Genomic DNA, 23,666 nt, shown 5'->3' with positions numbered 1-23,666 from the left:
GTTCTGGATCAGGACGATGCCCATGATCGCCATGGCGAGCATCGACTGCTCGATCTTGGGCTTGGTGATGAACCACAGCTCGCTGGTGGGCTTGCGCAGCCGCACCTGGATCGCGTCGTTGGGGCAGGACTTGATGCAGTTCGCGCACAGGTTGCAGTTCGCGGAGTCCTCCATCGTGCGGGGGAACGTGAACAACGGGCAGCCGGCGACCTTGTCGTTGCCGTTGTAGCAGACGGCCTTGGCCTTGCACGTCTTGCAGATCCCGGAGTCGGCGCGCAGCTCGACCATGCCGGTGCGGGCGTAGTTGCCGGACAGCCCGCCGAGGAAGCACAGGTACCGGCAGAACGTGCGGCGCTGGAAAAGGGCCCCGGAGGCGATGACGGCGGTGGTCAGCAGCAGGAGCAGCACGCCGGATCCCCACGGCGACTCGACGACGCCCCAGACGTGGTCGGCCCACGTGATGGCGAGGAACGAGGCGTCGATGATCCAGATGCCGTAGTTCTTCAGGAAGTTCGGCACAGGCCGGTTGACCCCGACCCACTTCTGCGCGAAGTCCGAGATCGCCCCGAACGGGCACACGGCGCACCAGAACCGGCCGAGCAGCACGAACACGATCGGGATGACCGGCCACCACAGCACCCACATCAACGCGGTGCCGGCGTTCTCGTGGGCCACGTCGGGTCCGACGAGCAGCTGGTAGGCGACCAGTCCGAAGACCGCAGCGACCGGGATCTGGAAGATCTTCGGGTACCAGCCGGACCGCAGCGACCGGGCGATCCACGGGATCGTCATGAGGTTGCGGCCCACCGGCGGCGGGGTCAGGTCCGGGCCCGGCGTGACGTCCGGGTCGACGACGTCGAGCTCGGGTGGCGGCGGAGTGAGCGTGGTCATCGGGGTGTCCTTCGCGAGGGTCAGGCAGCGGTGGGGGTGGCGGCCGGGCGGGGCCGGTGGCGGGGGCGATCGCCGTCCCGGCGGCGGAGCACCGCAGCGGTGACCAGCACAACCGCGTTCACGCCGGCGAAGGCCGACAGCACGGCCACGCGCGGGCGGGACGTCGGCGGGGCCGCGTCTGCGTGGCCACCGCCGTCCTCAGTGCTCGGGTTGTGCTCGCTGTGCTCGCCGGCCGGCTCGTCGCCGGTCCCCACGTCCGCGCCACCGTGGTCCATCCCCTCCATGTCCGGCATGCCCTCCATGTCGTCTGTGGCCTCCATGCCCTCCATGTCGTGTGTGGACGGTGTCGCGGGGTCGTGAGGCTCCGCTCCGGGGTCCGAGCTTGAACTGGCGCCCTGGGGCACGGCGCCGACGCTGGGCGGCGTCGCGAAGGCCAAAGCCGGGAAGGCGGTCAGGGACGCGGCGAGCGCCACGACGGCGGGCAGTCGGACAAGGGCGGGATGCATGCGAGCTCCTCGAGAACGGTTCCGTCAGAACTGTCGACGTGCTGAGGGCCTCACACCTGGGACCTGTAGGTCCTAGAGGGCAACCTGCATCGAAACTTCATCGACGGGGTGGCCGCCTGCTGCCCGCGCACGGGGATCCGGGGGTCGTTGCCGTGCCTGCCCACCGTCGCCACCGTCGGACCCGGCCGCGGCCTGCGAACGCCGCAGTCGGAGTCGCATCAAGTAGGCCGGACTGGTTCGGGGTGCGGACCCGGCTGAACGCTTACGTCGGGCGCGACTCCGACCGCGTCTTGCAGACCGTCCCGCGTACCTGCTTGTGACCGGTCGTCAACAAGCTGGGTGCCGAGCACGTTGAGCCACCCGGCGGCGCAGCAGGCTCGCGAAGTGAAGCGGACCAGTGCACATGTCGGGAGGAACGATGTCCATGGGATGGGATGCACCAGCGGGTGCGCTGCTCGGACGGACGCCCGCAACGTGGGCGGGACTGTGGTCGCTCCTCTACACCGCCGGTCACTCGGCGCTGCGGCTCAGCCTTGTCGGTCAGTTCGCCGAGAGTGTCCAGCTCGCCTTCGTCGCGATGGACCTACGTGAGGCACGCGATGAGCTGGAATGGCTGCACGACGATGTGGGCGCGGGCGCACCGGCGGCGGATCTCGGTCCGCTGCGGCCGGGCGAGGACCGAGATGCGGCGTGCGGCGTAGTCCTGAGACTGGTCGGAACCGCGCTTGAAGTCAGCCACGTCCTCGCGGAACGGCAGATCGACAGCGCCGAGCTCTCGTGCCTGACGCGCGTCGAGCATCGCCTGCAAAGCGCTCGCGCGACGATTTCCGGGCTCCGGTTGTGACCACGTACGGAACACTCATGCAGCAGGCCGCGCGGCACGTCCATGACGGGGCAGCTCAGACGCAGGCACATCCGTACAACGACCTCACCGAGGCTCACCTGGCGGTGGCGTCCTTCCATGGACTGCTGGACGCGATTGAGAGGCACGTCTGGCACCTGGTCGACCCTGCGAGGGTCTCCACGATCTATGGCACCAGCTCAGCGCGAGACGGCACTGACCCCGTCGAGTACGCCGCCCTACGAATGGTCACGTCCATCCCGACCCTCGAGGACAAGGACCACCGGCTGCCGTCGACACCGACGCCTATCGACCACCCGTGGGCGTACGCCGCCAAGGCGCTCGGCGCAGCCATCGACCTCCTGGCGACCCATACCGATGGCAAGGGGATCTCGCGCTCTCCCGACGGCCCCGTGGTGTGGGACTTTGGCGCTCGACGACGTGCGCTAGGCCGCGTCGCCGACCTGACTGGAGCCGCGCTGAGCTGCTCCGAGACACTCGGCTTACGTGCGGGCCAAGCCGGCGCTCACTGGTCGAACGTGCGACGTTGGCTCCCGGCGTTCGAGGAGTCGAGGGCGTGGGCGGCACAGGCCGTGCACCGGTCGAAGGATCGGACGGGCGCCGGGCCGCTCGACGACATCGGGCTGGCGAACCCACCGGTGCGCCTCTTCGACCCGATCACCGAGCTGTCGGATCGGATCACCAGATTGCGCAGATCGGCATGGGGGTCCCTCACGCATCCCGACTACTCCCTTGCGACCCTGCACGACTTCGCCAGCATTGGGCTCGCCGTCAACGCGCACTGTGCCGCCTTCCACGGCGTCGACCTGCGTCACGTGGCGGACAGCCCGGAACTCGCGCGCGTTCCGCAGATCGTCCGCGCCAGAGCATGGCAGCGCGTGCTTGGCGATCTCCACGACGTCATCTCCCCCGGACCGGGTGACTCGATAGTCCGCACTGACACGACGGCCGCGCGGCACCTCCTTGCGGAGATCGCGCCACTCGTGGAATCCGCTGGCCGCTCTCGCACCAGCCGATCCACAGGCGAAGTGCTCAACGGGGCGGTCGACACGATGGCGCAGATCGGGGCCTGGAACGCAATGACCTACGACCGACTCGCCAGCTCGGGGCACGTTCGCATCCGAGCCGCCAATCTGACCGGAGAACAGATCACTGACCTCCCGGAGTACGCGGCGGCGAAGCTGCGTGGCACGAGCGTTTCGGTAACTCCGGCGCTGCACCAGCGCACTCTCGAGCACTATCGCGACGCGGCCGAACGGATCAGCAACGCCCAAGCGTCTTCCCCGCCGCTCCCCACGTTCGGGCCCTCGCCCGAAACGCTCGTGATGGGCCGCGCGCAAACGAGCTGACCGCAACGGCCCAGCCCTTCACCGGCCTTCACGTGGTGGGCGCTGGCTAACTTGCCCACCGAGATCACGATCAACGGACCCGGCGGGTCGATCACCATGCCCATCGCTCCGCAGAAGATCACCGCGGATGACGCCGCGACCCAGGCAAGATTCCACGGCTCGACTCGGCCGCCGGGCGTCTTCGTTCCGGTCGGCGCCCCGGGCATCGCGAAAAGCCGTGGGAGGACCGATCGGGTACGACGTAACGGCGGTCGGCGGAAGCACGATGCGTACCCGACTCGTCACCTTCGCAGAGCAGCACAAGGTGTCTGCCATGGTGCAGCCCATCGACACCTACGAGAAGACGATGGTCGGGCGCGCGGGCCTCCTCGCTCTGCCCGCACTCGTCGTCGCAGTCGGCCTGGGACCGTGGGTGTGGGCATGGTGGACCGCACGATCGAGCGACGACGCGCACCGATCGGCGCCATCCGTGATGGGCTGGACCATCAGGTAATCGCCGCCGAGCGGGCATTCGGCGACGTCGCGTGGTGGTGACGGTCGGGTTCCGGATCTGCGTCAGCCAGCACCGCCGACGCACCCGCTCGGGCTAAGCGCCCTGGAGCAACCGCCGGAGTTCACTACCGACAGGGCTTCGCAGGATCCGGGGAAGGACATGGTCGCGGATCTCGGCGATGAGGTCGGAGTCGCCCACGGTCTCCAGTGCCAACTCGAGGGCGATGGCGGTCTCGAGGTCGCTCAAGACCTCGTACACCGCTGCGAACGCCTCGGGGTGTTGCCGGTCGCTCATGTCGAGGAGCTCCTTGGCGGCTGCTCGAAGCCGGCTCTCGTGGGCCGGACCTGCGAGGCTCGCTGCCTCGAGCTCAAGGTCGCCTCGCTCGGGAAACGTCGCAGCGCTACGCCCGACCTGGTCGGCCTGGACCGTGGCGAGCCCCCGAAGATCATCGGCGAGTCCGAGTTCAGCGACCGCTGGCCCGATGCATTGGCATACCTCGGCGGCTGAGCTGGCCGTCGGCTCGGAGGCGCTTAGCGCCGAGCGGAGCCCGTTCGCGACGATGACGCGCAGCCGGTGCGACTCGTCGGCTGCCCTCACCAGCGCCCGCGCGATGCCCAGCGCGTCAGGCCGCGGCTCGCCCAAGCTGCCCATTCCCTGTCTCAGGAGCGCTTCTTGGTGGTTCGGAAAGCTCCGGGCCAGCCCATCGTCGACCAGGTCCAGGGCGAGCGTCGGACCGATCGGCAAGATCTCCGCGAGTCGTCCCGATGCGTCCTTGTCCAGCTGCCCCACGAGGTCCACCATGCCGGTTCGCAGCCGCTCATCACTGCCCGCGAACACGCGACCCGCGGCGAACATCCAGGTGTTGCGCCAGTGCGGGTTGGGTGCCGCGACGCGCAGGGCCGGCAGGAGCGTGTCGCTGGCCGAGGTGAGGTATCGAGCAGCCATGAGTTCTTGCAGCGATCGCAGTTCGAAACCGATGCCTTCGTCGGGGCGGGGTGCCAGCAGCACGAGCCGGAGCGTGGCCGCGTTGAGAATCCCCTGGACTACGGTGGCGTCGTCTCCGTCGACGTCGAAGCCCACCGGCTGCAGGATCTGTCGGACAAGGCCCTCGAGCTCGGGAAGCGTCATGGATGCCATTGCGCCGTCGGCCCGCTCGCTTCGACACTGCAGCTCGAAGCCCACGAGCTCGTGGAGTGCCTCGACATGGGGCTTGTGCTGCTGCAGCAGTCGCGACAGGTCGTTCGACTTGTTGGTCTCTCGCCGGAACACGGTGTCGTAGTAGTGGTCGAATAACCCGTAGCGGTCGGTGGGCAAGTTGGCCGTCGACTCCAGCACGAACGTCAGGATCAGCACCTGCAGCGGCGTCTGCATTAGCAGTCGAAGGGTCTCGTTCTCTACCGCGTCCTTCAGCCTGGCGAGGACGAGCCGCAGACGTTCGGCCTCGTCACGGAGCCGGACACCCGTAACCAGGGACCCGTAGGCCAGCGCCTGCGAGGGCGAAAGCCGCGCCAGGTTGAGTCGTTCGAATGACTCCGGATCGATGGCCTCGTCGTAGCCCGTCGGGCGCGTGGTGACGACCATCAGGACGTCGGCGTCAGCAGCGTCTGCGTCCGCGACGAACGCCTCGATGTCCTGCACGAGGCGGCGACGGACGATGGCCGAGGTGACCTCGTCGAGTCCGTCCAGGATCAGCAGCCACGGCCAGCGTCGAAGCCAGGAGTCCATGTGGTGCGCCTTCACGTCACCCAGGGCCGAGGTCTCGTTGACCTTCTCTGCGACCCAACGCAGCAACGTTGACTCCTTCTCGCCCGAGTATCGCGCCGCGTACTCGGCGAGGTCGATCCGGAGGGGCCATCGACGGTTGGTCGGCATCGGCACGCGGAGGCGTCCGCAGGCCGTGCGAACGCCCGAGGCGACGGTGGCATGGGCCGTCACCAGGCTAGAGCTGTCGAGCATCGCGGTGCGGTAGATCTGGGCGAGGAACCGGCTCACGGTCGACTTGCCGTTGCCTGGGCCGGCCGCGACGACGATGTGCCGTCTGGCAGGCACCAGCGCCCCACCCGCGCGAAGGTTCCGCTCGCCGTGCTCCACTACGTGGCGAAGGATCATGCGCTCCGCCGTGAGGTCGGAGCCCACAACCGGCAGATCGATGACGATGTCTTGAAGCTGGGTCTTGTCGGCCACGTCCGCGCCGGCCTCGTCGAAGTAGATATACCGGTCTGCGATGAGCCGGCCCATCGCGTGACGACGAAGCGCGTCCTCCAGGTCGGTGTCGGGTAGGGAATCGGTCCGGAGCGTGGCCAGGACGTCTCCTGCCGTGAGCAGGCCGCGGTACCCGCGCCTGATCTCGGGATACGCGTCCAGCAGCGACCACATTTGGTTGCCGTCCCACACGTGCCACGCGCGGATGCGGCGCGCAAGGGCAGCACGCGCCTTCTTGTCGGGGGGGTCCTCCTTGTCGGAGGCCTTCAGCCTTCGCAGGTGCTCGCTGACCTTCTCGTGCAGCAAGTCCAAACCGCCGGTCGCCGGAACCGGTGTGAGTGGCACGTTGCTCACGAACACCAGGTAGTCGGGCGCCTCCCCACGACTGCCATCGGGGTCCGTCCACGTATCGAGCTCGGCCAGGATCTCCCTGATCAGCCAGGTTGCATTCACCGAAGGCGTCGCGGCAAGCGTCTCCTTCTTCTTGACCTGGAAGACCGTATAGCCGTCCCAGAAGTCCTGACGGGCGTAGTCATTGGCCGACCACTGCAGGATGCCTCGCGAGGTGAAGTCGCGGCCGCCGTCCCGGCCCGTCCCATAGGCCTGGACCTTGGCGCCGAGCGAGCGGATCGCAAGCGCCGCGGCCAGCTGCTGGAACGCGAGAGGGCTCATCTCGGTGAGCTGGTCAGTCACTGGGTGCCCCTGATCGAGAGCGCCGCGAGTACGTTCACGAACCCGAACGTACTGGGGTGGGAACGCGCAGCCGGCGGTGCCGCGCCCAAGGACTGAAGACGGGCGTCGAAGCCGGCCGCAGCACGTTACGTCGCTGACTGCTCCGTGTCGCCGGCGTACGCGTCCGGCGACCAAAGCCTTGCGGACGCAGCATCGGCGGCGTGCTCGTCCGCGACGTACAGACCTTGGTACTCGTAGGCCGAGTCGTAGGTGTACTCGTGAGCGAGTCCTTCGCGCACCATCACCTCGTTCATCATCGTCGAATCGCCGAACAGACGTACGCCAGCAGCCGGCCGTAGCGGACTTCGCGTCCTTGCGTCGGATCGAACTCCAGCCACACCCGCTGGTCGTCCAGCAGCTCGTGCGCGCGCGCCGACGCCTGATCACCGAAGCACTGCACCGGCTTGCGCGGGTCCTTCGTCTCCGGAGTATCGATCCCGACCAGACGAACGGATCTGCTGGACCCGTCGACGAGGACGCGCACCGTGTCACCGTCGACAACACGGTCGACCTCGTATGGCCCTTCCGAGCTCTCAGGCCGCTTGATGGCCGCACTGGTGGCGTCGCTGCTTTCGCCTTCAGTCGCATCGAGCCTCGAGCCATCGAAGGCGCGACGACGCCAATCGACGCTACGAGCGCCCTCGTCACATCGAGTCGGTGCCCGCCGCCGCGCACCGCAGACGATCAGGTCACCACCCCTAGCCAGCCCATCACAGGACGACTCGGCGGAAGATAACTCTCTGTTCTTGTCTCTCGACGTGCCGGTGCCCCGCCCAGGTCGGGGGCCCCGGGCGGGGCACGTAACGCGCGCGGTAGGCACGCCCGCCGGACAAGCCTCGCCTGACCGGCAGCCATCCCTCGTTGTCGTCGCATCAAAGTTCGATGAAGTCCGCCGACTCCACGCCTCCTGAGGGTGCTCCGTACCAGGTGCCAAAGCCCTCTGGCCTCTATCTCCAACCGTGCGAGGCGGCACCTACCATCGACGTCCCGGCTATCGCGGGGCAACCCGAGGAGATCGCGTGGACAACGACGCCCAGCACACAATGACGCTCACCAGCCGCGAGCTGATGCTGCTACGGGCAGGGTTGAAGGCCTACCTGACGTCCTTCGACGCGCACCGTGCACGTGACGGCGGCCAGACGCACCCCGAATCGCAATGGCGCGAGGTGCAGCGCAGCGTTGGTGTGCTCATCTGGCGGCTGGAGGAGGCGGGGGTTGCGCCCGGGACGCGGCTCCACCACAGCGCCGAAGCCGTAGACCCGGCCACACGCGACAACTGAATCCGCAGAGCCAGGTGGAGCGCCGCGCTGCTACAGCCGCCTTCACCGCACCGTGCACCACGCACGGCCAGAGGTGATGTACGGGCTCGTCCCACCAAGTCCACGGACGTTCAGGGGCAGTTCCTGCCCACATTCTGCCCACATCAACAAGAGAGGCCCTCTCGCTCTGCTGAGCGAAAGGGCCTCTGACCTGCAACTTCATTTGTAGCGGGGGCAGGATTTGAACCTGCGACCTCTGGGTTATGAGCCCAGCGAGCTACCGAGCTGCTCCACCCCGCGTCGGTGAGTACAACTTACCCCACGCCTGAGGGGCCGCCTAATCGTGGGCGCCCGGCCGGTGGTGGCGTGCGTCACCACCGGCCGGACCACGTCACTCGCCCAGTCGCGCCTCGGCGTCGAGGGCGGCCCGCACCGCGTCGTCGAGTCGCTGCTGCGCCTCGCCGTAGGCCGCGAAGTCGTTGCGCGACAGGGCCGACTGGCTGTCGGAGATGGCCTCGGAGGCCTGCTGGAGCGCGCGGTCGAGGTCGGCACGGGCGGTCGCGTCCGTGCCGGTCCCCGTCCCGGGGTCGGTCGGCGGAGCCGTCGGTTCCGCCGTCGGATCCGTCGTCGGTTCGTCGGTCGGCGGCGTGCCCGTGTCGGGATCTGTCCCCGCGTCGCCGGCGTCGGCACCCGAGTCGCCGCCGAACACCTGGTCGAGGGCGCCGTCGAGCGTGTCCGCGAACCCGATGTCGTCACCGAACGCGACGAGCACCCGCTGGAGCAGCGGGAACGTGGTGCCGGACCGGGCCTGGACGTAGACCGGCTGGACGTAGAGCAGACCGCCGCCCATGGGCAGGGTGAGCAGGTTGCCGCGGACCACCTGGGAGTCGCCGCGCCCGAGGATGTTGAGCTCGTTGGACACGTCCGGGTCGGCGACGAAGTTGTTGTTCACCTGGCCCGGACCGGGCACGGTCGAGTCCCGTGGCAGCTCGAGCAGCCGGAGCGTGCCGTAGTCCGCCGACGGTTTCCCGTCCTCGTTGCCGGCCTCCGCGTCGACCGCGAGGTAGCCGGTCAGCACGTTGCGGGCGTTGTTGCCCGTGGGGATGAACGACGACATGAGCGAGAAGCGGGCCTCGTCCTGGTCGGGCATCCGCAGCGTCAGGTAGTACGGCGGCTGCGGCACGGCCACGCTGCTGGTCGGGTCGTTCGGGTTGGCCCAGAAGTCGTTGCCGGAGAAGAACTGACCGGCATCGGTCACGTGGTACCGGGCGAGCAGGTTGCGCTGGACCTTGAACAGGTCCTCGGGGTAGCGCAGGTGGCTCATGAGCGCGCCGTCGATGGACGAGAGCGGCTCCAGCGTCGACGGGAACACCTTGTCCCAGGCCTTGAGGATCGGGTCCTCGATGTCCCAGGCGTACAGGGTGACCGACCCGTCGTAGGCGTCGACGGTGGCCTTCACGGAGTTCCGGATGTAGCTGACGGTCTTCGGCTGGAGCGCCTGCACCGTCTCGGAGGTCTCCGTCAACGAGTCCGTCGTCGCGTCGTCGAGGGATCGCGACGCCGCGTACGGGTACTGGTCCGTCGTCGTGTAGCCGTCGACGATCCACTTGACCTTGCCGTCCACGACCGCGGGGTACACGCGTCCGTCGAGCGTCAGGTAGGGAGCGACCTTCTGGACGCGGTCACGCGGGTCGCGGTCGTAGAGGATCTGCGAGTCGCTGGTCACGCGGTCCGAGAACACGATCTGCTCGGAGCCGAACTTCAGCGCGTAGAGCAGCTTGGTGAACGGGTTGGCGATCGACGGCCCGGCGGAGACGTCCTGCGTCGGGAACGTGCTGTTCTCCGCGCCGGTGCCGCCGTCGGACGGGTAGTCCAGCTCCCACGGCCGCGCGCCCTCGGGGGCTCCCACGATCGAGTACGTCGGCGCCTTGGGGCTGAAGTAGATGCGCGGCTCGTACTCGCCCATCTGGCCCGTCGAGGGGATGCCCTGCTCCCAGAACGCCGGCGCGCCCCGCCCGGCGGTCGTGTTGCCGTAGGCGGCGACGACGCCGAACCCGTGCGTGTAGACCGTCGTGTCGTTGGTCCAGTTGCGCTGCTGCGCGTCCAGGCCCTCGAGCGACAGCTCGCGCACCGCGATGACGGTGTCCCGGCTCTCGCCGTCGATCTCGTACCGGTCCACCGACAGCGAGTCGGGGAAGTCGTAGAACGCGCGGATCTGCTCGAGCTGCTTGAACGACGGGCTGACGATCTGCGGGTCCAGCAGGCGGATCGACGCCGTGGTGTCGGCGTCCTCGCGCAGCGCACCGGCCTCGGCCGTGACCTCCGCGTTGTACTCGGTCGTCTTGACGTCGTCGAGGCCGTACGCGTCGAGCGTGGCCTCGATGTTGCGCTGGATGTACTCGGCCTCGGCGTCCTGCTGGTTCGGCTGCACCTGGAACCGCTGCACGACGGCGGGGTAGATCCCGCCGACGGCGATCGCGGCGACGATCATCAGGCCGACGCCGATGGCGGGCAGCCGCCAGTTGCCGCGGATCGCGGTGACGATGAACATCACGGCGACGAAGATCGCGATACCGGCGAGGATCGCCTTCGACGGGATCACCGCGTGCACGTCCGTGAACGAGGCGCCGACGAACTTCTGCCCCGACTTCATCAGGATCGAGTACCGGTCCAGCCAGTAGCTCGCGGCGATGAGCAGCATGAGCACCGCCGCGATGCTCGTCAGCTGGATGCGGGCGGCGCGGGTGGTGCGCGGTGCGCCACCGCTGGGGCCGCCCACGCGCAGGCCGCCGTACAGGTACTGGGTGGCCACGGCGCCGATACCGGCGAGGACCGTCACGGCCATGAGGAACGAGACGACGAACCGCAGACCGGGCAGGGTGAACAGGTAGAAGCCCAGGTCGATGCCGTACTGGGCGTCGGTCTTGCCGACGGTCCCCCCGTGCATCCACAGCTGGATGGTCTGCCACTGCTGGGACGCGGCAGCGCCGGCGAACAGGCCGAGCACCGCGGGGCCGACGATCATCACCAGGCGGCGCAGCGGCTCGATGGCCTCGCGGTACTGGTCGAGGTTCGCCTGCTCCTGCGTCGAGGGCGCGTACACGGGGCGCGACCGGTAGCCGAAGTTCAGGCTCCAGAACACCGCCCCGCCCATGACGAGGAAGCCGAGGGCGAACAGGACGGCGCGCGTGCCCCACTCGGTGGCGATGACGCCGCCGAAACCGAGCTGGCGGTACCAGAGCACCTCCGTCCAGACCTGGGCCAGGAGCAGGACGAGGACGACGAGGACGCCGAGAACGACCAGCGTGGGTGCGAGCGCTCCGCGCCGGCGCGCGCGGGGCGGGCTGGTGCGGGGCGGCGGCGGGCTTCCGAATGTCACGGCGTGGCGGTCCTCGTCGTCGGTAACAGGGTGCTGACAGGTAGCGGGAGCGGAGCACGCGCAGGACGCACACCACTCGCACGCTGAACGTGCCGGTCGAGGCACAGGTTCCCACAGGAATGCGACCATGAGCCCGTGAGTGAACCCACCCCTGCCCTGGCCGCACTGGCCGGATCCGTCCGCGAGATCGAGCAGCACGTGGCCGAGGCCGGCTGGGACGGCCCCGTGCGCGTCTTCGCGCTCGTCCGCACGCAGGCGATGCTCGAGACGGAGCCCGGCCTCGCCGCCCAGCTGGACCCCGAGGTCCTCGCCGCGGCGACGTCCGACCCGGCCCACCTCACGTCCGTCGAGCAGGAGGAGCTGCCCGCCGCGCCGGACCTGGAGACCCTGCTCGCCGGCCTGTCGTGGCCGTCGACCGTGGACGGGATGGCGGTCACCATCGAGCGCGTCGTCCTGCCGCCGGCCGCCGAGGAGGCGATGCCGCAGGACACGGACGCCGCGCTGGAGTACCTGCTGGCCCACCCTGAGCGGCAGGACGTGCGGCTCGTCGTCGGGGCGCTGCGGGACGGACCGTCGTGGTGCGCCGTCCGCAGCCGGGCCAACGACACCGCCGAGCAGGTCGGGCAGGGTCCGGACCTGGTGCCGGGCCTGGTCGCCGCGGTGCGCTCGACGCTCGACTGACTAGCGGCAGGTGGGCAGGTCCTCGGCCGTGCCCGCACCGATCGCGGTGATCGCCTCGCGGGCGTCGTGCAGCGTCTCGATGCGCACCACCCGCAGCCCGTCCGGCACGTGACCGACGACCTCGTCGCAGTTCGCCGCCGGCGCCAGGAACCAGGTGGCCCCGTCGCGCGTCGCTCCGGCCAGCTTCTGGCGGATGCCGCCGATGGGCCCGACCTCGCCGGTGACGTCGATGGTGCCGGTCCCTGCGATGTCCTGGCCGTTCGCCTCGTCCTCCGGAGTCAGCTTGTCGATGATCCCCAGCGCGAACATGGTCCCCGCGCTCGGGCCGCCGATGTCGTCGATGTCGATGGTGACGTCCACCGGCATGTCGAACGACGGGTCGATGAACACCCCGATCTGGGCGCGCCCGTCGGCCTTCTTCCCGGTGACGATCGGGACGTCGACCGCCTGCCCGTGCCGACGCACGGTCAAGGTCACGGTCTCCCCCGGCTCGACCTCGTCCAGCTGGGCGATCAGGCCCTGGTAGTTCGGCACGGCGACGCCGTCCAGCGCGACGATGACGTCCGCCTCCTCGACCTTTCCCTCCGCGTCGGTCCCCTCGACGGCACCTGCCACCACGAGCGTCGCCGGCACCTCGTACCCCAGCTCGGTGAGCGCAGCGACCGCGGCGTTCTCCTGCGAGGAGACCATCTCGGCGGTGTTGGACTCGTCGATCTCGTCCTGGGTGCGGTCCGGCGGGTACAGCAGCTCGACGGGCTGGACCACCGCCCAGCGCGACAGCCAGCCCTGGATCACGCCGACCGCGCTCGACGGGAAGCCGGGACCGCCCGTGCCGGACACGGTGGTCAGGCGCAGCTCGCCCGTGGAGTCGAACGTCTCGGCGCCCTCGATCTGGATCAGCGGCGTGTCGTCGTGCGTACCGAGCACGTCCCGGGTGGGACCCGGGCTGCTGATCGCGTACGGCACCGGCAGGAGGACGAGCACACCGAGCAGCAGCGCGGTGACCAGCATGCCGGCCGAGAGCGTGATCGAGCGAAGGCTGACGCGTTCGGGCTCGCCCAGGGGCGCGTCGACGTCGAACGGGGAGGTGGGCTGGTCGAGCACGCCCACATCATCCCCCGTCGCACTCACCCCCGGCGACGCGCCCGCGCCTGACGCCACACCGCCGCGGTGCCGATGAGCGCGACCGCGGCCCCCGCCGCACCGAGCGTGGCGGCGTCCCGCGTGCCCACCCGGCGTCCGGCGACGGCGACCCGGCCCTGGACCCCCTCGAGCAGCACGTCGAGGCAGGCGGCGCTGGACCAGCGCGGCTCCCACCCGGCCGCGCGCAGCCGGTCCGTCGCGACGGTCCACGGGTAGACGACGAAGGCGAGCTCCGACGCGGGCGCCGGCAGCACGCCGACGCGGTGCAGCCGCTCGGCGGTGCCGAACGCGGTGGCCGCCGCCAGCTCCACGCGACGCATCCCCGAGGCGGCCTCGACCTGCGCGGGATCGAGCACGTCCGGCGCACCCACGGTGAGCACGCCCGCGAGCGCGTGGTCCACGGCGAACCGCACGGCGGCGGCCAGGTCGTCGACGTGCACGAACTGCCACGGGCGGACGGCGCCGCGCACCGTGAGCAGTCGCGGTGCCTCGAAGTGCCGGGTGACGAAGGTGTCGACGCCCGGGCCGACGACCGCGGCCGGCCGCAGCACCGTGACGAGGGGCGACCGACGGCGACCCCCGCGCTCCAGCACGGCCTCGACGGCGAGCAGGTCACCCACCAGCCCGTCCCGCGCGGCGTCGTCCGTGCGGGGCAACGGGTCGGCGTCGTAGATCTGCGGGCGGTCGGTCCAGGCCCCGTGCACGACCGCGGACCCGACGGCGACGACGTGCCGTGCACCGACCGCGCGCGCGGCACCGAGGACGCGCTGGGTGTGCGCGACGACCGCCGCCTCCCGCTCGCGGCGGCCCTTGACCACCGCGGCGACGAGATCGCCCGAGTGCGCCACGAGCACGACGACCGTCGCTCCGGCCAGCGCGTCCTGCGGGTTCTGCTCCGGGACCTCGTCGAGGGTGCGCACGTTCCCGTCCCACGCGGACGCGACCGAGGTCGCGATCGGTCCACGCCCGATCACGACGACCTCGTCGGGGGTCCCGGGCGCGACTGCTGCGGCGCCCGGTCGCGCGCTGCGCCCTGAGCGAATTTGCCCGGCCACCATCCCTCGTTCCTGTGCTGCGTGGTTACCGTGGTTCGCAGCCGGCCCTATCGTCGCAGGAGGTCCATGTGAGCCCCGACAACTCCGCTGTCCCCGGAGCCGATGGTGGCGTGCCCGCCTGGGAGCAGGTCATGCGCGCCATGCTGGGCGAGGGTGCCGACGACGCCATCCGCGAGCTCCAGGAGCGCGGCTTCGACCCTGGCGCGATGGCCGCCGCATCGGGCCTGCCGGACGACCCTGCCGCGCTCCAGCAGGTGTTCGCGCAGGTCCAGGCGCTGCTCGCCGCCTCGGGCGACGACCCCGTCAACTGGCAGATGGCCCACGACCTCGCGCGCCAGCAGGCCGCCGCGGGCGGCGACCCTGCCCTGAGCCCCGGGCAGACGCGACAGGTGATCGACGCGCTCGCGGTCGCCGAGCTCTGGCTCGACGCCGCCACCGACCTGCCGCCGTCCACCGGCACGCCCCGCGCCTGGAGCCGCGCCGAGTGGGTCGAGGCGACCCTGCCGACGTGGCGCACGCTGACCGAACCGGTCGCGTCCTCGCTGTCGGTCGCCCTCGTCGGCGCGCTCGGCGGCGCCCTGCCCGAGGGGTCGGACGGCGGGCTCGCGCTGCCCGGCGGCATCGAGCCGGCGCAGCTGCTCCGCCAGCTGGGCTCCGCGGTCTTCGGCATGCAGGTGGGTCAGGCCGCGGGCACCCTCGCGCACGAGGTGTTCGGCACCACCGACATCGGGCTCCCCCTGCTGGACAAGCCCGCCCCGGCGCTCGTCGCCGCCAACGTCGACGCGTTCGCCGAGGGTCTCGACGCCCCCGCGGAGGAGGTCCGACTGTTCCTCGCCCTGCGCGAGGCGGCCGCCACCCGGCTGTTCACCCACGTGCCGTGGTTGCGCTCGCACCTGCTCGCGACCGTCGAGGCGTACGCGCGCGGCATCACGATCGACGCCGACCAGCTGGAGGAGGCGGTCCGCTCGATCGACGTCACCGACACGGCCGCGCTCCAGCAGGCCCTCTCCGGTGGCGTCTTCGCGCCGCACACGACACCCGCGCAGAAGGCCGCGCTCGAGCGGCTGGAGACTGCCCTGGCGCTCGTCGAGGGGTGGGTCGACGAGGTCACCGCCACCGCGGCGCTCCCCCACCTGCCGCACACCATGGCCCTGCGCGAGATGATCCGCCGCCGCCGAGCCGCCGGTGGGCCGGCCGAGCAGACGTTCGCCAACCTGGTCGGCCTCGAGCTGCGACCCCGGCGACTGCGTGACGCGGCCGCGCTCTGGGCGCAGATCACCCGCGACAACGGCGCCACGGCGCGCGACGCGGTGTGGGACCACCCCGACCTGCTGCCCGGCACCGAGGACCTCGACGACCCGTCGGGCTACGCGGCACGCCGCGCGACCGCGGTCGACGACGCCGCCGAGGTGGACCGCGCGCTGGCGGAGATCCTCGGCGAGGACCCCGACGCGGGGAAGCAAGCCTGACCTGACCGCTCCGATCGACGGCCGTCGGTCGGCGGCTCGAGCGCTCCCGCGGGGGTCGCCGGCGCGAGGGTCACTGCGTCTCGCGAGCTCCCGGGTCGTCGAAGTCCAGCTCGAGCTGCCCGAGCGCCTCGTCGTCGGCATCGGCCGTGAGCTCGTCGACGTCGACCTCGTCGGACACGACGTCCTCCGGCTCGTCGACCCCGCCGTCGTCCACCTCGTCGGCCGGCCGGTCCACGTCGTCGTCGGGCTCCCCCGGCGACGCCTGCGCCCCTCGCTCGGCGGCGTACGCATACCCCTCGAGGAAGCCTCGGGCGCGCAACGTCCGGGGGTAGGTGTCGAGCTCCGCCCAGAACTCCGGGCCGTGCCCGGCGTGCAGCAGGTGCGCGAGCTCGTGCAGCAGCACGTAGTCGAGCACCCACCGCGGCATGCCGCGCACTCGGTCGGAGATCCGGATGGTGCCGTCGGACGGCGTGCACGAGCCCCAGCGGCGACCCTGGTTGGTCGACCACCGCACGGTCGTCGGCGCCGCGCGACCGCCGAGGTACTTGCTCGACAGCTCCGTGGCGCGGGACATGAGCTCGTCGTCGGACGGTCGCCGTCGTCGCTCCTGCGCCGCCAGCCGGGTGAGCATGCGCCGTACCCACTCGCGCTCCTGCGCCCGCGTGAACCGGGCGGGGATGGCCACGATGGTCCGATCGCCCTCGCGCCAGGCCGTCACCGTGCGCACGCGCTTGCGTGAGCGACGGATCTCGACCTGCGACAGGTCCTGCGTGGGCTGCACAGGTGCACGCTAGCGCGCAGGGCCCACAGGCCCCGGTTCACCCGTCGGCGCACGGCGCGTCCTGCACGATTCCGCGGGCTGTGGGCGTCTGGAGCACTACCGTGGAGGTCGCGAGGGCGTTGTTGCACCAGCACGTCCGAGCCGCCGGCCGGCGGTTCCCCGGTCCGGTGCACGGACACCGAGGGAGGGCCCCAATGGCTGAGACGTATGCAGGCGAGTTCTACTGCGTGAAGTGCAAGGAGAAGCGCGAGGCCGAGGGCGACGTCGTGATCTCGGAGTCGGGCCGCAGGATGGCCAAGGCCGTCTGTCCGGTCTGCGGCACCAAGCTCAACCGCATCCTCGGCAAGGCCTGAGCACCACCACCCCGCCCGAGGGCATCGTCCGAGTCGGACGGTGCCCTTCGGCATGTCCGGGGCTGTGGACGACGCCCGCGGGGCGGACGGCGGCGCTGCCAGAGTGACCCCGACGCCGAGAGGGGACCCATGCGACTGCGCGCCGGGCTGCGCGTGCTGCGATGCACCGCCACGGAGGTCCAGGTGGGCACCGACCCGCGCTGGGCGGTCCGCCTAACCGACCTGACCGCCGCGGAGGCGGACCTGCTGGGGTCCGTCGACCCACGGACGGACCTGACCGCGCTGGTCAGCGGCGCAGCCGTCGGCGGGGTCGACCCGGAGAGGGCCACCGTGCTCGTCGCGCTGCTCGTGGACGCGCAGCTCACGGACCAGCGGTCGCCCGTGGCCGCCCTGCGGGGTCCGGCGTCGGTCGACGCGGAGGTCTGGTCCCTGCTGCGCGCCGACGGGGACGGCGCCGGGCTGGTCCGGGCGCGAGCGGACCGGGTGGTCGCCGTCCTCGGGCTCGGGCCCACCGGGCTGGGCATCGCCGTCGGGCTCGCAGCCGCGGGCGTCGGCACCCTGCTGCTCGACGACGAGCGCCCCGTGCGTTCGTCGGACGTGGGCGGCTGCGGGTACCGGTGGTCCGACGCCGGGTCGGCGCGCGAGCAGGTCGCGGCGCGGCTGCTGCGGGACGTGGCACCGCACGTGTCGACGGCCACGGACCGCCGGCCCGACCTCGTGGTGCTGGTGGAGGACCGGGTGGCCGACCCGGCCCGCGGTCCCGCGCTCGTCTCCGGGGCCACCCCGCACCTCGGGGTCGTCGTCCGCGAGGCGGACACGGTCGTCGGTCCGCTCGTCGTCCCGGGCAAGGGCGCCTGCCTGCGGTGCCTGGACCTGCACCGGACCGACGCCGACGGTTCCTGGCCCTCACTGGTCGCCCAGCTGAGCACGGGCGCGACGCCGGGCGAGCCGGCCGTGACGGCCGCGGTCTGCGCGGGGATCGGCGCCGCGGCCGTGCTGGCCCACCTGGACGGGCTGGTCGGCCTGGGTCCCGGCGTCACGTACGAGGTGTCGCTGCCGGACGCCGTGCCGCGCAGACGCGCGTGGGCGGTGCACCCCGAGTGCGGGTGCACCGCCCTCCCGGCGTCGCTGGTGGGCGCTCGCCGGGCCGAGTGACGGTCGACCTCAGGCCGCCGGTGCTGCGTTCTTGCGCGGGCGACCGCGACCACGCTTGGTCGCGACCACCACACCACCGACGAACACCTCGCCGCCCCAGACGCCCCACGGCTCGGCACGCTCGATGGCGCCGGCCAGGCATCCTTCGATCAGCGGGCACTCGCGGCACAGCGCCTTGGCCTTCTCGACGTCCGCGGTCCGCTCGGCGAACCACAGCTCGGGGTCGCCCGCCCGGCACGGGATGAAGTCGGCGACGAGCTGGTCGAACGTCTGGCGGTCGTCGGTCGCCGAAGTGCTGTCGGTGAGGGGCCATGCGCCGGATCCGCCCTGGTTCACCGTGTCGAGCAGCGTCGTGAGCCGCACGATGTCCTCCTGATGTCCTTGCTGGTGAGCGTGTTGCGTCGGTGCCGGACCGACTGCCAACCCGTCCCACCCGGATCATCGGGAGAAACAGAAAGGCCGCGGGTCCGAGTTCGGACTCCGCGGCCTGATGCCTCTGTCGAGGTCAGATCATGGGAGTCCGGATCAGCTGCGTGCGGGGATCGGTCGCCGTGCGACGCTTCGACCCGCCGATGGGCTCGAGGGCGCTGCCGCCGATGGGCAGAGCGATCCCCTGGAACCGGAACATGGTGGGCGCGACAGATCGCGGCAGGAACGCATATGCGTCCGGCGTCTGGATCTTTGTGTTCATCGGTGCACCCACCCCCTCTCCGGCTCGGACCTCCGCCTCTCGGCGTGATCCCTCAACAAGGACGTCGCCCAGACTAGGACCGGGCTTGCACAGCGGACAACCGAATAAATGAAGAAATCTCGACGAGTTTCCGCCAACGCCCGATCGGCTCAGCGAGCCGGCTGGACGACGGTCACGCGAACGGTCTCCAGGACGTCCTCGCCGACGTCCGCCAGCGTCATCGGCCCGACCCCGCGGACCGAGCCCAGCTCCTCCAGCGTGCCGGGGCAGCGCTCCGCGATCGCGCGGATGGTTGCGCTGGTCAGGACGGATGCCGGCTGGCGACGCAGCTCGGCGGCGTGGGCGTCGCGCCACGCGGTGAGCGCGTCGACGACAGCCTGCTGGCGGTCGTCGAGCTCACGCCGCGGCACCCCGGGGCGGCGGCGCTCGTCGGGCCAGAGGTCGGTGAGGAACCGCGAGACCGTGCGGCTCGCCCGCGCGCGCGGGTGCCGGGCACGCGAGTACGAGAGGTGCAGGTGCACGCGCGCCCGGGTGATCCCGACGTAGAGCAGGCGCCGCTCCTCGGCCAGGGCGGCGTCCGTCTGCGCCTGGACCGTGGGGAGCAGCCCCTCGGAGAGCCCCACCAGGAACACCGCGTCCCACTCGAGGCCCTTGGCGGCGTGCAGGGACGCCAGGGTCACGCCCTCGACCGTCGGGGCGTGCTGGGCGGACGCGCGCTCGTCCAGCTCGGCGACCAGGTCGGCGACGGTCGGTGGCCCGCTGCCCGTCGGCGGCGCCGCAGCCAGCGACTCGGCCAGCGTGACGAGCGCCTGCAGGGCGTCCCAGCGTTCGCGAGCGGCGCCACGGCCCTCCGGCGGGCTCTCCGTCCAGCCCGCGTTGCGCAGGATGTCCCGGACCGCGTCCGGCATCGGCAGGTCGGGATCCACGGCGCGGGCACCGCCGCGCAGCAGGACCATGGCCTTGCGCACGTCCGCCCGCGCGAAGAACCGGGCGTTCCCCCGCACCTGGTAGGCGATGCCCCGGTCGGACAGGGCGGCCTCGAACGCCTCGGACTGCACGTTGGTCCGGAACAGCACCGCGATGTCGGCGGCCGACACTCCGCCCCGGATCAGCTCCGCGATCGCCGCGGTCACGCCGGCGGCCTCCGCATCGTCGTCCGCGTAGGTCGTGTAGGAGACGTCCGGCCCGTCGGCGCGCTGCGCCCGCAGCTCCAACGGTGCCGGCCCGCCCGCCTTGCGGGACGCGTGCATCACGTGGTTGGCCAGGCCGACGACCTGCGGCGTCGAGCGGTAGTCCCGGACCAGCTCGACGGTGGTGGCGCGGGGGTACGTGGCGGTGAACGAGGTGAGGTGGTGGGCGGAGGCGCCGGCGAACGAGTAGATGGTCTGGCTCGGGTCGCCGACCACGCACAGCTCCTGCCGGCCGCCGAGCCACATGTCGAGCAGGTACTGCTGGAGCGGGCTGACGTCCTGGTACTCGTCGACCACGAAGTGCTGGTACTGCTCCCGGACCGAGTCCGCGACGTCCCGCCGCTCGGCCAGCATGGCCGCGAGCAGCAGGAGCACGTCCTCGAAGTCGATGACGCCCTGCTGGTCCTTGGCGGACTCGTACGCCGCCATGAGCCGCGCGACGGACTGCGGGTCGATGCCCCCCGGCCCGGGCCGGTCGGTTGCCGCAGCCGCCTTGGCGTAGTCGTCGGCCGTGACCAGCGAGACCTTGGCCCACTCGATCTCGGAGGCCAGGTCCCGCACGCTCTCCCGGTCCGTCTCGATGCCGACCAGCTGCGCGGCGTGCGCGACGAGCTTGACCTTCTGCTCGAGGATGCGCGGCGGCGGGCCTCCGACGACCTTGGGCCAGAAGAACCCCAGCTGGCGCAGCGCGGCCGCGTGGAAGGTCCGGGCCTGGACACCGGACGCGCCCAGCAGCCGCAGGCGCGTCCGCATCTCGCCGGCGGCGCGGGCGGTGAACGTCACGGCCAGCACGTTGGCCGGCCGGTAGGCACCCACCTGGATGCCGTACGCGATGCGGTGGGTGATCGCCCGGGTCTTGCCCGTGCCGGCGCCCGCGAGCACGCGCACGGGTCCCCGCAGGGTCGTCGCGACGGCACGCTGCTCGGGGTCGAGGGCGTCCAGGAGGGCTTCGGCGGACATCGGGCACAGTCTCGCAGCACCGGCCCACATGCCTGCCGCGGCCGGTGGACAACACCCGCTCGAGGGATCCGGGAAGAGTCGCGAGCTTGCGGACGTTGCTGCCCTGGGCGACGATCTCGCCACGACCGTGCTCGACACCCGACCGACGAGGACCGATGACCACGCAGACCCTGCCCGAGACCGGCACCCTCACGATGTACTCCACCAGCTGGTGCGGGTACTGCCGTCGGCTCAAGACGCAGCTGGACTCCGCGGGCATCGGCTACACCGAGGTGAACATCGAGGAGCACGCCGACGCGGCGGCGCTGGTCGAGTCGCTCAACGGCGGCAACCAGACGGTCCCCACGGTCGTGTTCCCCGACGGGTCCGCCGCGACCAACCCGTCGCTCGCGCAGGTCCGCGACCGCCTCAGCTGAGCGGTCCGCCGAACCACTCCTCCACGAGGGCCCGCGCGATCGACGCGCGCCCCGGCGGGATGACCTCCCCGGTGCGCACCGCGTCGGCGAGCTCGCCACGCGAGAACCAGCGCGCCTCCGTGAGCTCGACGCCGTCGACGCTCACGTCCGTCGACTCGGCCCGCGCGCGGAACCCGATCATCAGCGACGCCGGGAACGGCCACGGCTGGCTGCCCCGGTAGGACACGTCGCCGACGACGACGCCGGTCTCCTCCGCGACCTCGCGCCGCACCGCGTGCTCGAGCGACTCCCCCGCCTCGACGAACCCCGCGAGGGTGGACCACCGCCCGGCCGGCCAGTGGGCGGCGTGGCCCAGCAGGATCCGGTCGTCGGCGTCGACCACGGCCATGATCACCGCCGGATCGGTGCGCGGGTAGTGCTCCGACCCGTCCACCACGCACACCCGCGTCCAGCCCGACTGCGCGACCCGCGTCTCGGCACCGCAGCGCGGGCAGCGGGGGTGTCGGGCGTGCCAGGCGTCGAGCGCGACCGCCGTGGTGGCCAGCCCCGCCTCCTGGGCGGACATGTCCGCGCCGATGTCCCGCAGGCCCGTCCAGGTCAGCCCGTCGGGCAGCGCTGGCGCGACCGCGGGTCCGGTTCTCGTGGGCGAGGTGTGCACGAGCACGTCGGACGCCTCCCCCACCGCGGGCGCCGGTCGGCGGTCCGCGACCCGCCGCGCCAGGTAGACCTCGCCGTCGTCGCCCCTGCCGAGCAGCAGCCAGGACTCGTCGTCGGCGGGCAGCAGGCGGGCGACGTCCGCCGGGGCGAGCAGCGCGACCGTCGGCCCCGGCGTGGTCACCACCGCGGCATCGCAGACGAGCAGCACGCGCGTGGCCGGGTCGGCGAGGGCCGTGCGGACGAACCCCTCCTCGGTGCGCAGCAGCGCGGCCCGGTCGACGCCGGCACGGGACAGCGGGAGGTCATCCGGAACGATCACGCCGGTCACCGTACGCGGCGGCGGCCCACCGGGCCCGCGGAAAGTGGGAGCGACGGGACCAATCGGACGAAGACACGCCGAGCGGCTGGGCCGGGACGGTTCCGCGGCCCGCCTATCCTGAGCGCGTGGTCCGATCCCCCCTCGCCCTGGCCGCGCTGGCGACCGTCGCCGTCCCGGGACTCGACGCCTTCGACGTCCGACGGCCCGCTCAGCCCGGGTCCGACTTCGACACGGCTGTCGTCATCGACGCCCACCGCAACCGCTGGGTGGTGCGCGCCCCGCAGCACGCCGCGGCCGGCGCTGCGCTCGAGGCCGAGGTCGTCCTGCTCGCGATGCTGGCCGGGGAGTCGGAGCGCGGGAAGCTGCCGTTCGCCGTGCCCGCCCCCGCCGGGTTCGCGCACCTGCCGGAGGGCGGGCGCGCGGCCGTGCACGCCGAGATCCCCGGCGAGCCGCTCCGGCTCGAGCACCTCGGCCCCGGGCCCGGCCTCGCCGCGTCGCTCGGCCGCGCGATCGCCGCGGTGCACGAGCTGCCCACCGTCATCATCGAGAACGCCGGCTTGCCCGCGTACGACGCCGGCGAGTACCGCCAGCGCCGCCAGGCCGAGGTCGACGAGGCCGCGCGCACCGGCAAGGTCCCGCCCGCGCTGCTGCGGCGCTGGGAGGAACGGCTGGAGGACGTCGCGATGTGGCGCTTCCGCCCGACCGTCGTGCACGGCGACCTCACCAGCGACCGCGTGCTCGTCCGGGGCGACACCGTCACCGGGATCCTGCACTGGGGTGACGCCTGCGTGGCCGACCCCGCCGACGACCTCGCCTGGCTGCTCGTCGCGGCCCACCCGGACGCCACCGACTCGATCATGGAGGCGTACCAGCTGCGCCGGACCGAGCTCACCGACCCGCACCTGGCCGACCGCGCCCTGCTCGCCGGGGAGCTCGCGCTCGCCCGGTGGCTGCTCTACGGGGTGCGCACGCAGGACGCCGAGATCATCGACGACGCGGTCGCCATGCTCGAGGAGCTCGACGCGCACACGCGCGAGGACCGGGATGCCGAGGCCGAACCGCTGATGGCGTGACGGACCGCTCCGCCTCCTGGAGCGGTCTGCACCATGCCCGCGACCTCGGC

General features: G+C 71.6%; 21 protein-coding genes, 1 tRNA gene and 1 pseudogene. 9 read left to right on the top strand and 14 right to left on the bottom strand.

Going from position 1 to position 23,666, the window contains the following annotated elements:
• Both HP550_RS13645 and HP550_RS13640 read right to left on the bottom strand, forming a co-directional pair.
• On the bottom strand, nucleotides 1-891 hold an 891-nt coding region (locus HP550_RS13645), incomplete at its 3' end, for a 4Fe-4S binding protein (protein WP_175348193.1).
• Nucleotides 892-911: 20 nt separating this feature from the next.
• Nucleotides 912-1,397, bottom strand: coding sequence for a hypothetical protein (locus HP550_RS13640; RefSeq protein WP_175348192.1), 486 nt, complete (start codon nucleotides 1,395-1,397; stop codon nucleotides 912-914).
• A gap of 418 nt (nucleotides 1,398-1,815) precedes the next feature.
• On the opposite strand from HP550_RS13640, the gene HP550_RS13635 reads away from it, so the two are divergent.
• Together HP550_RS13635 and HP550_RS13630 are read left to right on the top strand one after the other, a co-directional pair.
• Nucleotides 1,816-2,241 (top strand): hypothetical protein, encoded by a 426-nt coding sequence (locus HP550_RS13635; protein ID WP_175348191.1) that lies wholly within the window; start codon nucleotides 1,816-1,818, stop codon nucleotides 2,239-2,241.
• Nucleotides 2,242-2,258: 17 nt separating this feature from the next.
• Entirely contained in the window at nucleotides 2,259-3,608 is a 1,350-nt protein-coding gene (locus HP550_RS13630) for a hypothetical protein (RefSeq protein WP_175348190.1), read from the top strand.
• 586 nt (nucleotides 3,609-4,194) lie between these two features.
• Here HP550_RS13630 and HP550_RS13625 read toward each other — a convergent pair.
• From HP550_RS13625 to HP550_RS23085, 3 genes are all read right to left on the bottom strand, one after another.
• A complete protein-coding gene (locus HP550_RS13625; RefSeq protein ID WP_175348189.1) occupies nucleotides 4,195-6,996 on the bottom strand; it encodes an NACHT domain-containing protein in 2,802 nt (933 codons plus the stop codon).
• Nucleotides 6,997-7,121: 125 nt separating this feature from the next.
• Nucleotides 7,122-7,292: a thermonuclease family protein gene (locus tag HP550_RS22750; RefSeq protein WP_175348188.1), complete on the bottom strand. Its 171-nt coding sequence runs from the start codon at nucleotides 7,290-7,292 to the stop codon at nucleotides 7,122-7,124.
• Nucleotides 7,289-7,519 carry a thermonuclease family protein gene (locus HP550_RS23085; RefSeq protein WP_175348187.1) on the bottom strand — a complete coding sequence of 77 codons (231 nt, stop codon included), beginning with the start codon at nucleotides 7,517-7,519 and terminating at the stop codon, nucleotides 7,289-7,291. Before HP550_RS23085 ends, HP550_RS22750 begins: the two co-directional genes overlap by 4 nt.
• 535 nt (nucleotides 7,520-8,054) lie before the next feature.
• On the opposite strand from HP550_RS23085, the gene HP550_RS13610 reads away from it, so the two are divergent.
• Nucleotides 8,055-8,315 carry a hypothetical protein gene (locus HP550_RS13610; RefSeq protein WP_175348186.1) on the top strand — a complete coding sequence of 87 codons (261 nt, stop codon included), beginning with the start codon at nucleotides 8,055-8,057 and terminating at the stop codon, nucleotides 8,313-8,315.
• 205 nt (nucleotides 8,316-8,520) lie between these two features.
• Here HP550_RS13610 and HP550_RS13605 read toward each other — a convergent pair.
• Both HP550_RS13605 and HP550_RS13600 read right to left on the bottom strand, forming a co-directional pair.
• Nucleotides 8,521-8,594 (bottom strand) — tRNA-Met (locus tag HP550_RS13605).
• Nucleotides 8,595-8,685: 91 nt separating this feature from the next.
• Entirely contained in the window at nucleotides 8,686-11,673 is a 2,988-nt protein-coding gene (locus tag HP550_RS13600) for a UPF0182 family protein (protein WP_175348185.1), read from the bottom strand.
• Nucleotides 11,674-11,808: 135 nt separating this feature from the next.
• On the opposite strand from HP550_RS13600, the gene HP550_RS13595 reads away from it, so the two are divergent.
• The gene (locus tag HP550_RS13595) at nucleotides 11,809-12,354 is read left to right on the top strand and encodes a PPA1309 family protein (protein ID WP_175348184.1); all 546 of its coding nucleotides are present in this window, start codon (nucleotides 11,809-11,811) and stop codon (nucleotides 12,352-12,354) included.
• Here HP550_RS13595 and HP550_RS13590 read toward each other — a convergent pair whose 3' ends face one another.
• Nucleotides 12,355-13,458 (bottom strand): YlbL family protein, encoded by a 1,104-nt coding sequence (locus HP550_RS13590; RefSeq protein WP_343048171.1) that lies wholly within the window; start codon nucleotides 13,456-13,458, stop codon nucleotides 12,355-12,357.
• A 23-nt stretch (nucleotides 13,459-13,481) separates the two neighbouring features.
• On the bottom strand, nucleotides 13,482-14,471 hold the full coding sequence (locus HP550_RS13585) for an NAD-dependent epimerase/dehydratase family protein (protein WP_343048170.1): 990 nt from the start codon (nucleotides 14,469-14,471) through the stop codon (nucleotides 13,482-13,484).
• A 149-nt stretch (nucleotides 14,472-14,620) separates the two neighbouring features.
• Between HP550_RS13585 and HP550_RS13580 the strand changes: the two genes are divergently transcribed.
• The gene (locus HP550_RS13580) at nucleotides 14,621-16,021 is read left to right on the top strand and encodes a zinc-dependent metalloprotease (RefSeq protein WP_343048169.1); all 1,401 of its coding nucleotides are present in this window, start codon (nucleotides 14,621-14,623) and stop codon (nucleotides 16,019-16,021) included.
• 202 nt (nucleotides 16,022-16,223) lie between these two features.
• Here HP550_RS13580 and HP550_RS13575 read toward each other — a convergent pair.
• Nucleotides 16,224-16,802: pseudogene (locus HP550_RS13575) on the bottom strand (SprT-like domain-containing protein); the annotation flags it as partial.
• A 194-nt stretch (nucleotides 16,803-16,996) separates the two neighbouring features.
• On the opposite strand from HP550_RS13575, the gene HP550_RS13570 reads away from it, so the two are divergent.
• Together HP550_RS13570 and HP550_RS13565 are read left to right on the top strand one after the other, a co-directional pair.
• Entirely contained in the window at nucleotides 16,997-17,155 is a 159-nt protein-coding gene (locus tag HP550_RS13570; protein ID WP_175348182.1) for a DUF5679 domain-containing protein, read from the top strand.
• A 129-nt stretch (nucleotides 17,156-17,284) separates the two neighbouring features.
• Nucleotides 17,285-18,310: a thiamine biosynthesis protein ThiF gene (locus tag HP550_RS13565; RefSeq protein WP_175348181.1), complete on the top strand. Its 1,026-nt coding sequence runs from the start codon at nucleotides 17,285-17,287 to the stop codon at nucleotides 18,308-18,310.
• A 9-nt stretch (nucleotides 18,311-18,319) separates the two neighbouring features.
• Here HP550_RS13565 and HP550_RS13560 read toward each other — a convergent pair whose 3' ends face one another.
• From HP550_RS13560 to HP550_RS13550, 3 genes are all read right to left on the bottom strand, one after another.
• Nucleotides 18,320-18,673 (bottom strand): WhiB family transcriptional regulator, encoded by a 354-nt coding sequence (locus HP550_RS13560; RefSeq protein WP_175348180.1) that lies wholly within the window; start codon nucleotides 18,671-18,673, stop codon nucleotides 18,320-18,322.
• Between the two features lie 142 nt (nucleotides 18,674-18,815).
• Nucleotides 18,816-19,001, bottom strand: coding sequence for a hypothetical protein (locus tag HP550_RS13555; RefSeq protein ID WP_175348179.1), 186 nt, complete (start codon nucleotides 18,999-19,001; stop codon nucleotides 18,816-18,818).
• Between the two features lie 149 nt (nucleotides 19,002-19,150).
• Nucleotides 19,151-21,151, bottom strand: coding sequence for an ATP-dependent helicase (locus HP550_RS13550; RefSeq protein WP_175348178.1), 2,001 nt, complete (start codon nucleotides 21,149-21,151; stop codon nucleotides 19,151-19,153).
• A 155-nt stretch (nucleotides 21,152-21,306) separates the two neighbouring features.
• Between HP550_RS13550 and HP550_RS13545 the strand changes: the two genes are divergently transcribed.
• Nucleotides 21,307-21,567, top strand: a complete 261-nt coding sequence (locus HP550_RS13545; protein WP_175348177.1) for a mycoredoxin — start codon at nucleotides 21,307-21,309, stop codon at nucleotides 21,565-21,567.
• Here HP550_RS13545 and nudC read toward each other — a convergent pair.
• Nucleotides 21,560-22,543, bottom strand: coding sequence for an NAD(+) diphosphatase (gene nudC / locus HP550_RS13540; protein WP_343048166.1), 984 nt, complete (start codon nucleotides 22,541-22,543; stop codon nucleotides 21,560-21,562). The two genes, HP550_RS13545 and nudC, sit on opposite strands and share 8 nt — an antisense overlap.
• A 125-nt stretch (nucleotides 22,544-22,668) precedes the next feature.
• On the opposite strand from nudC, the gene HP550_RS13535 reads away from it, so the two are divergent.
• Nucleotides 22,669-23,616, top strand: coding sequence for a phosphotransferase (locus HP550_RS13535; RefSeq protein WP_175348176.1), 948 nt, complete (start codon nucleotides 22,669-22,671; stop codon nucleotides 23,614-23,616).
• Nucleotides 23,617-23,666 lie beyond the last annotated feature (50 nt).

It is taken from the genome of Cellulomonas humilata (assembly GCF_013359775.1).
Classification (GTDB): domain Bacteria; phylum Actinomycetota; class Actinomycetes; order Actinomycetales; family Cellulomonadaceae; genus Cellulomonas; species Cellulomonas humilata.
Note: the sequence above shows the minus strand (reverse complement) of the source record. Positions and strands in the feature narration are given on the sequence as shown.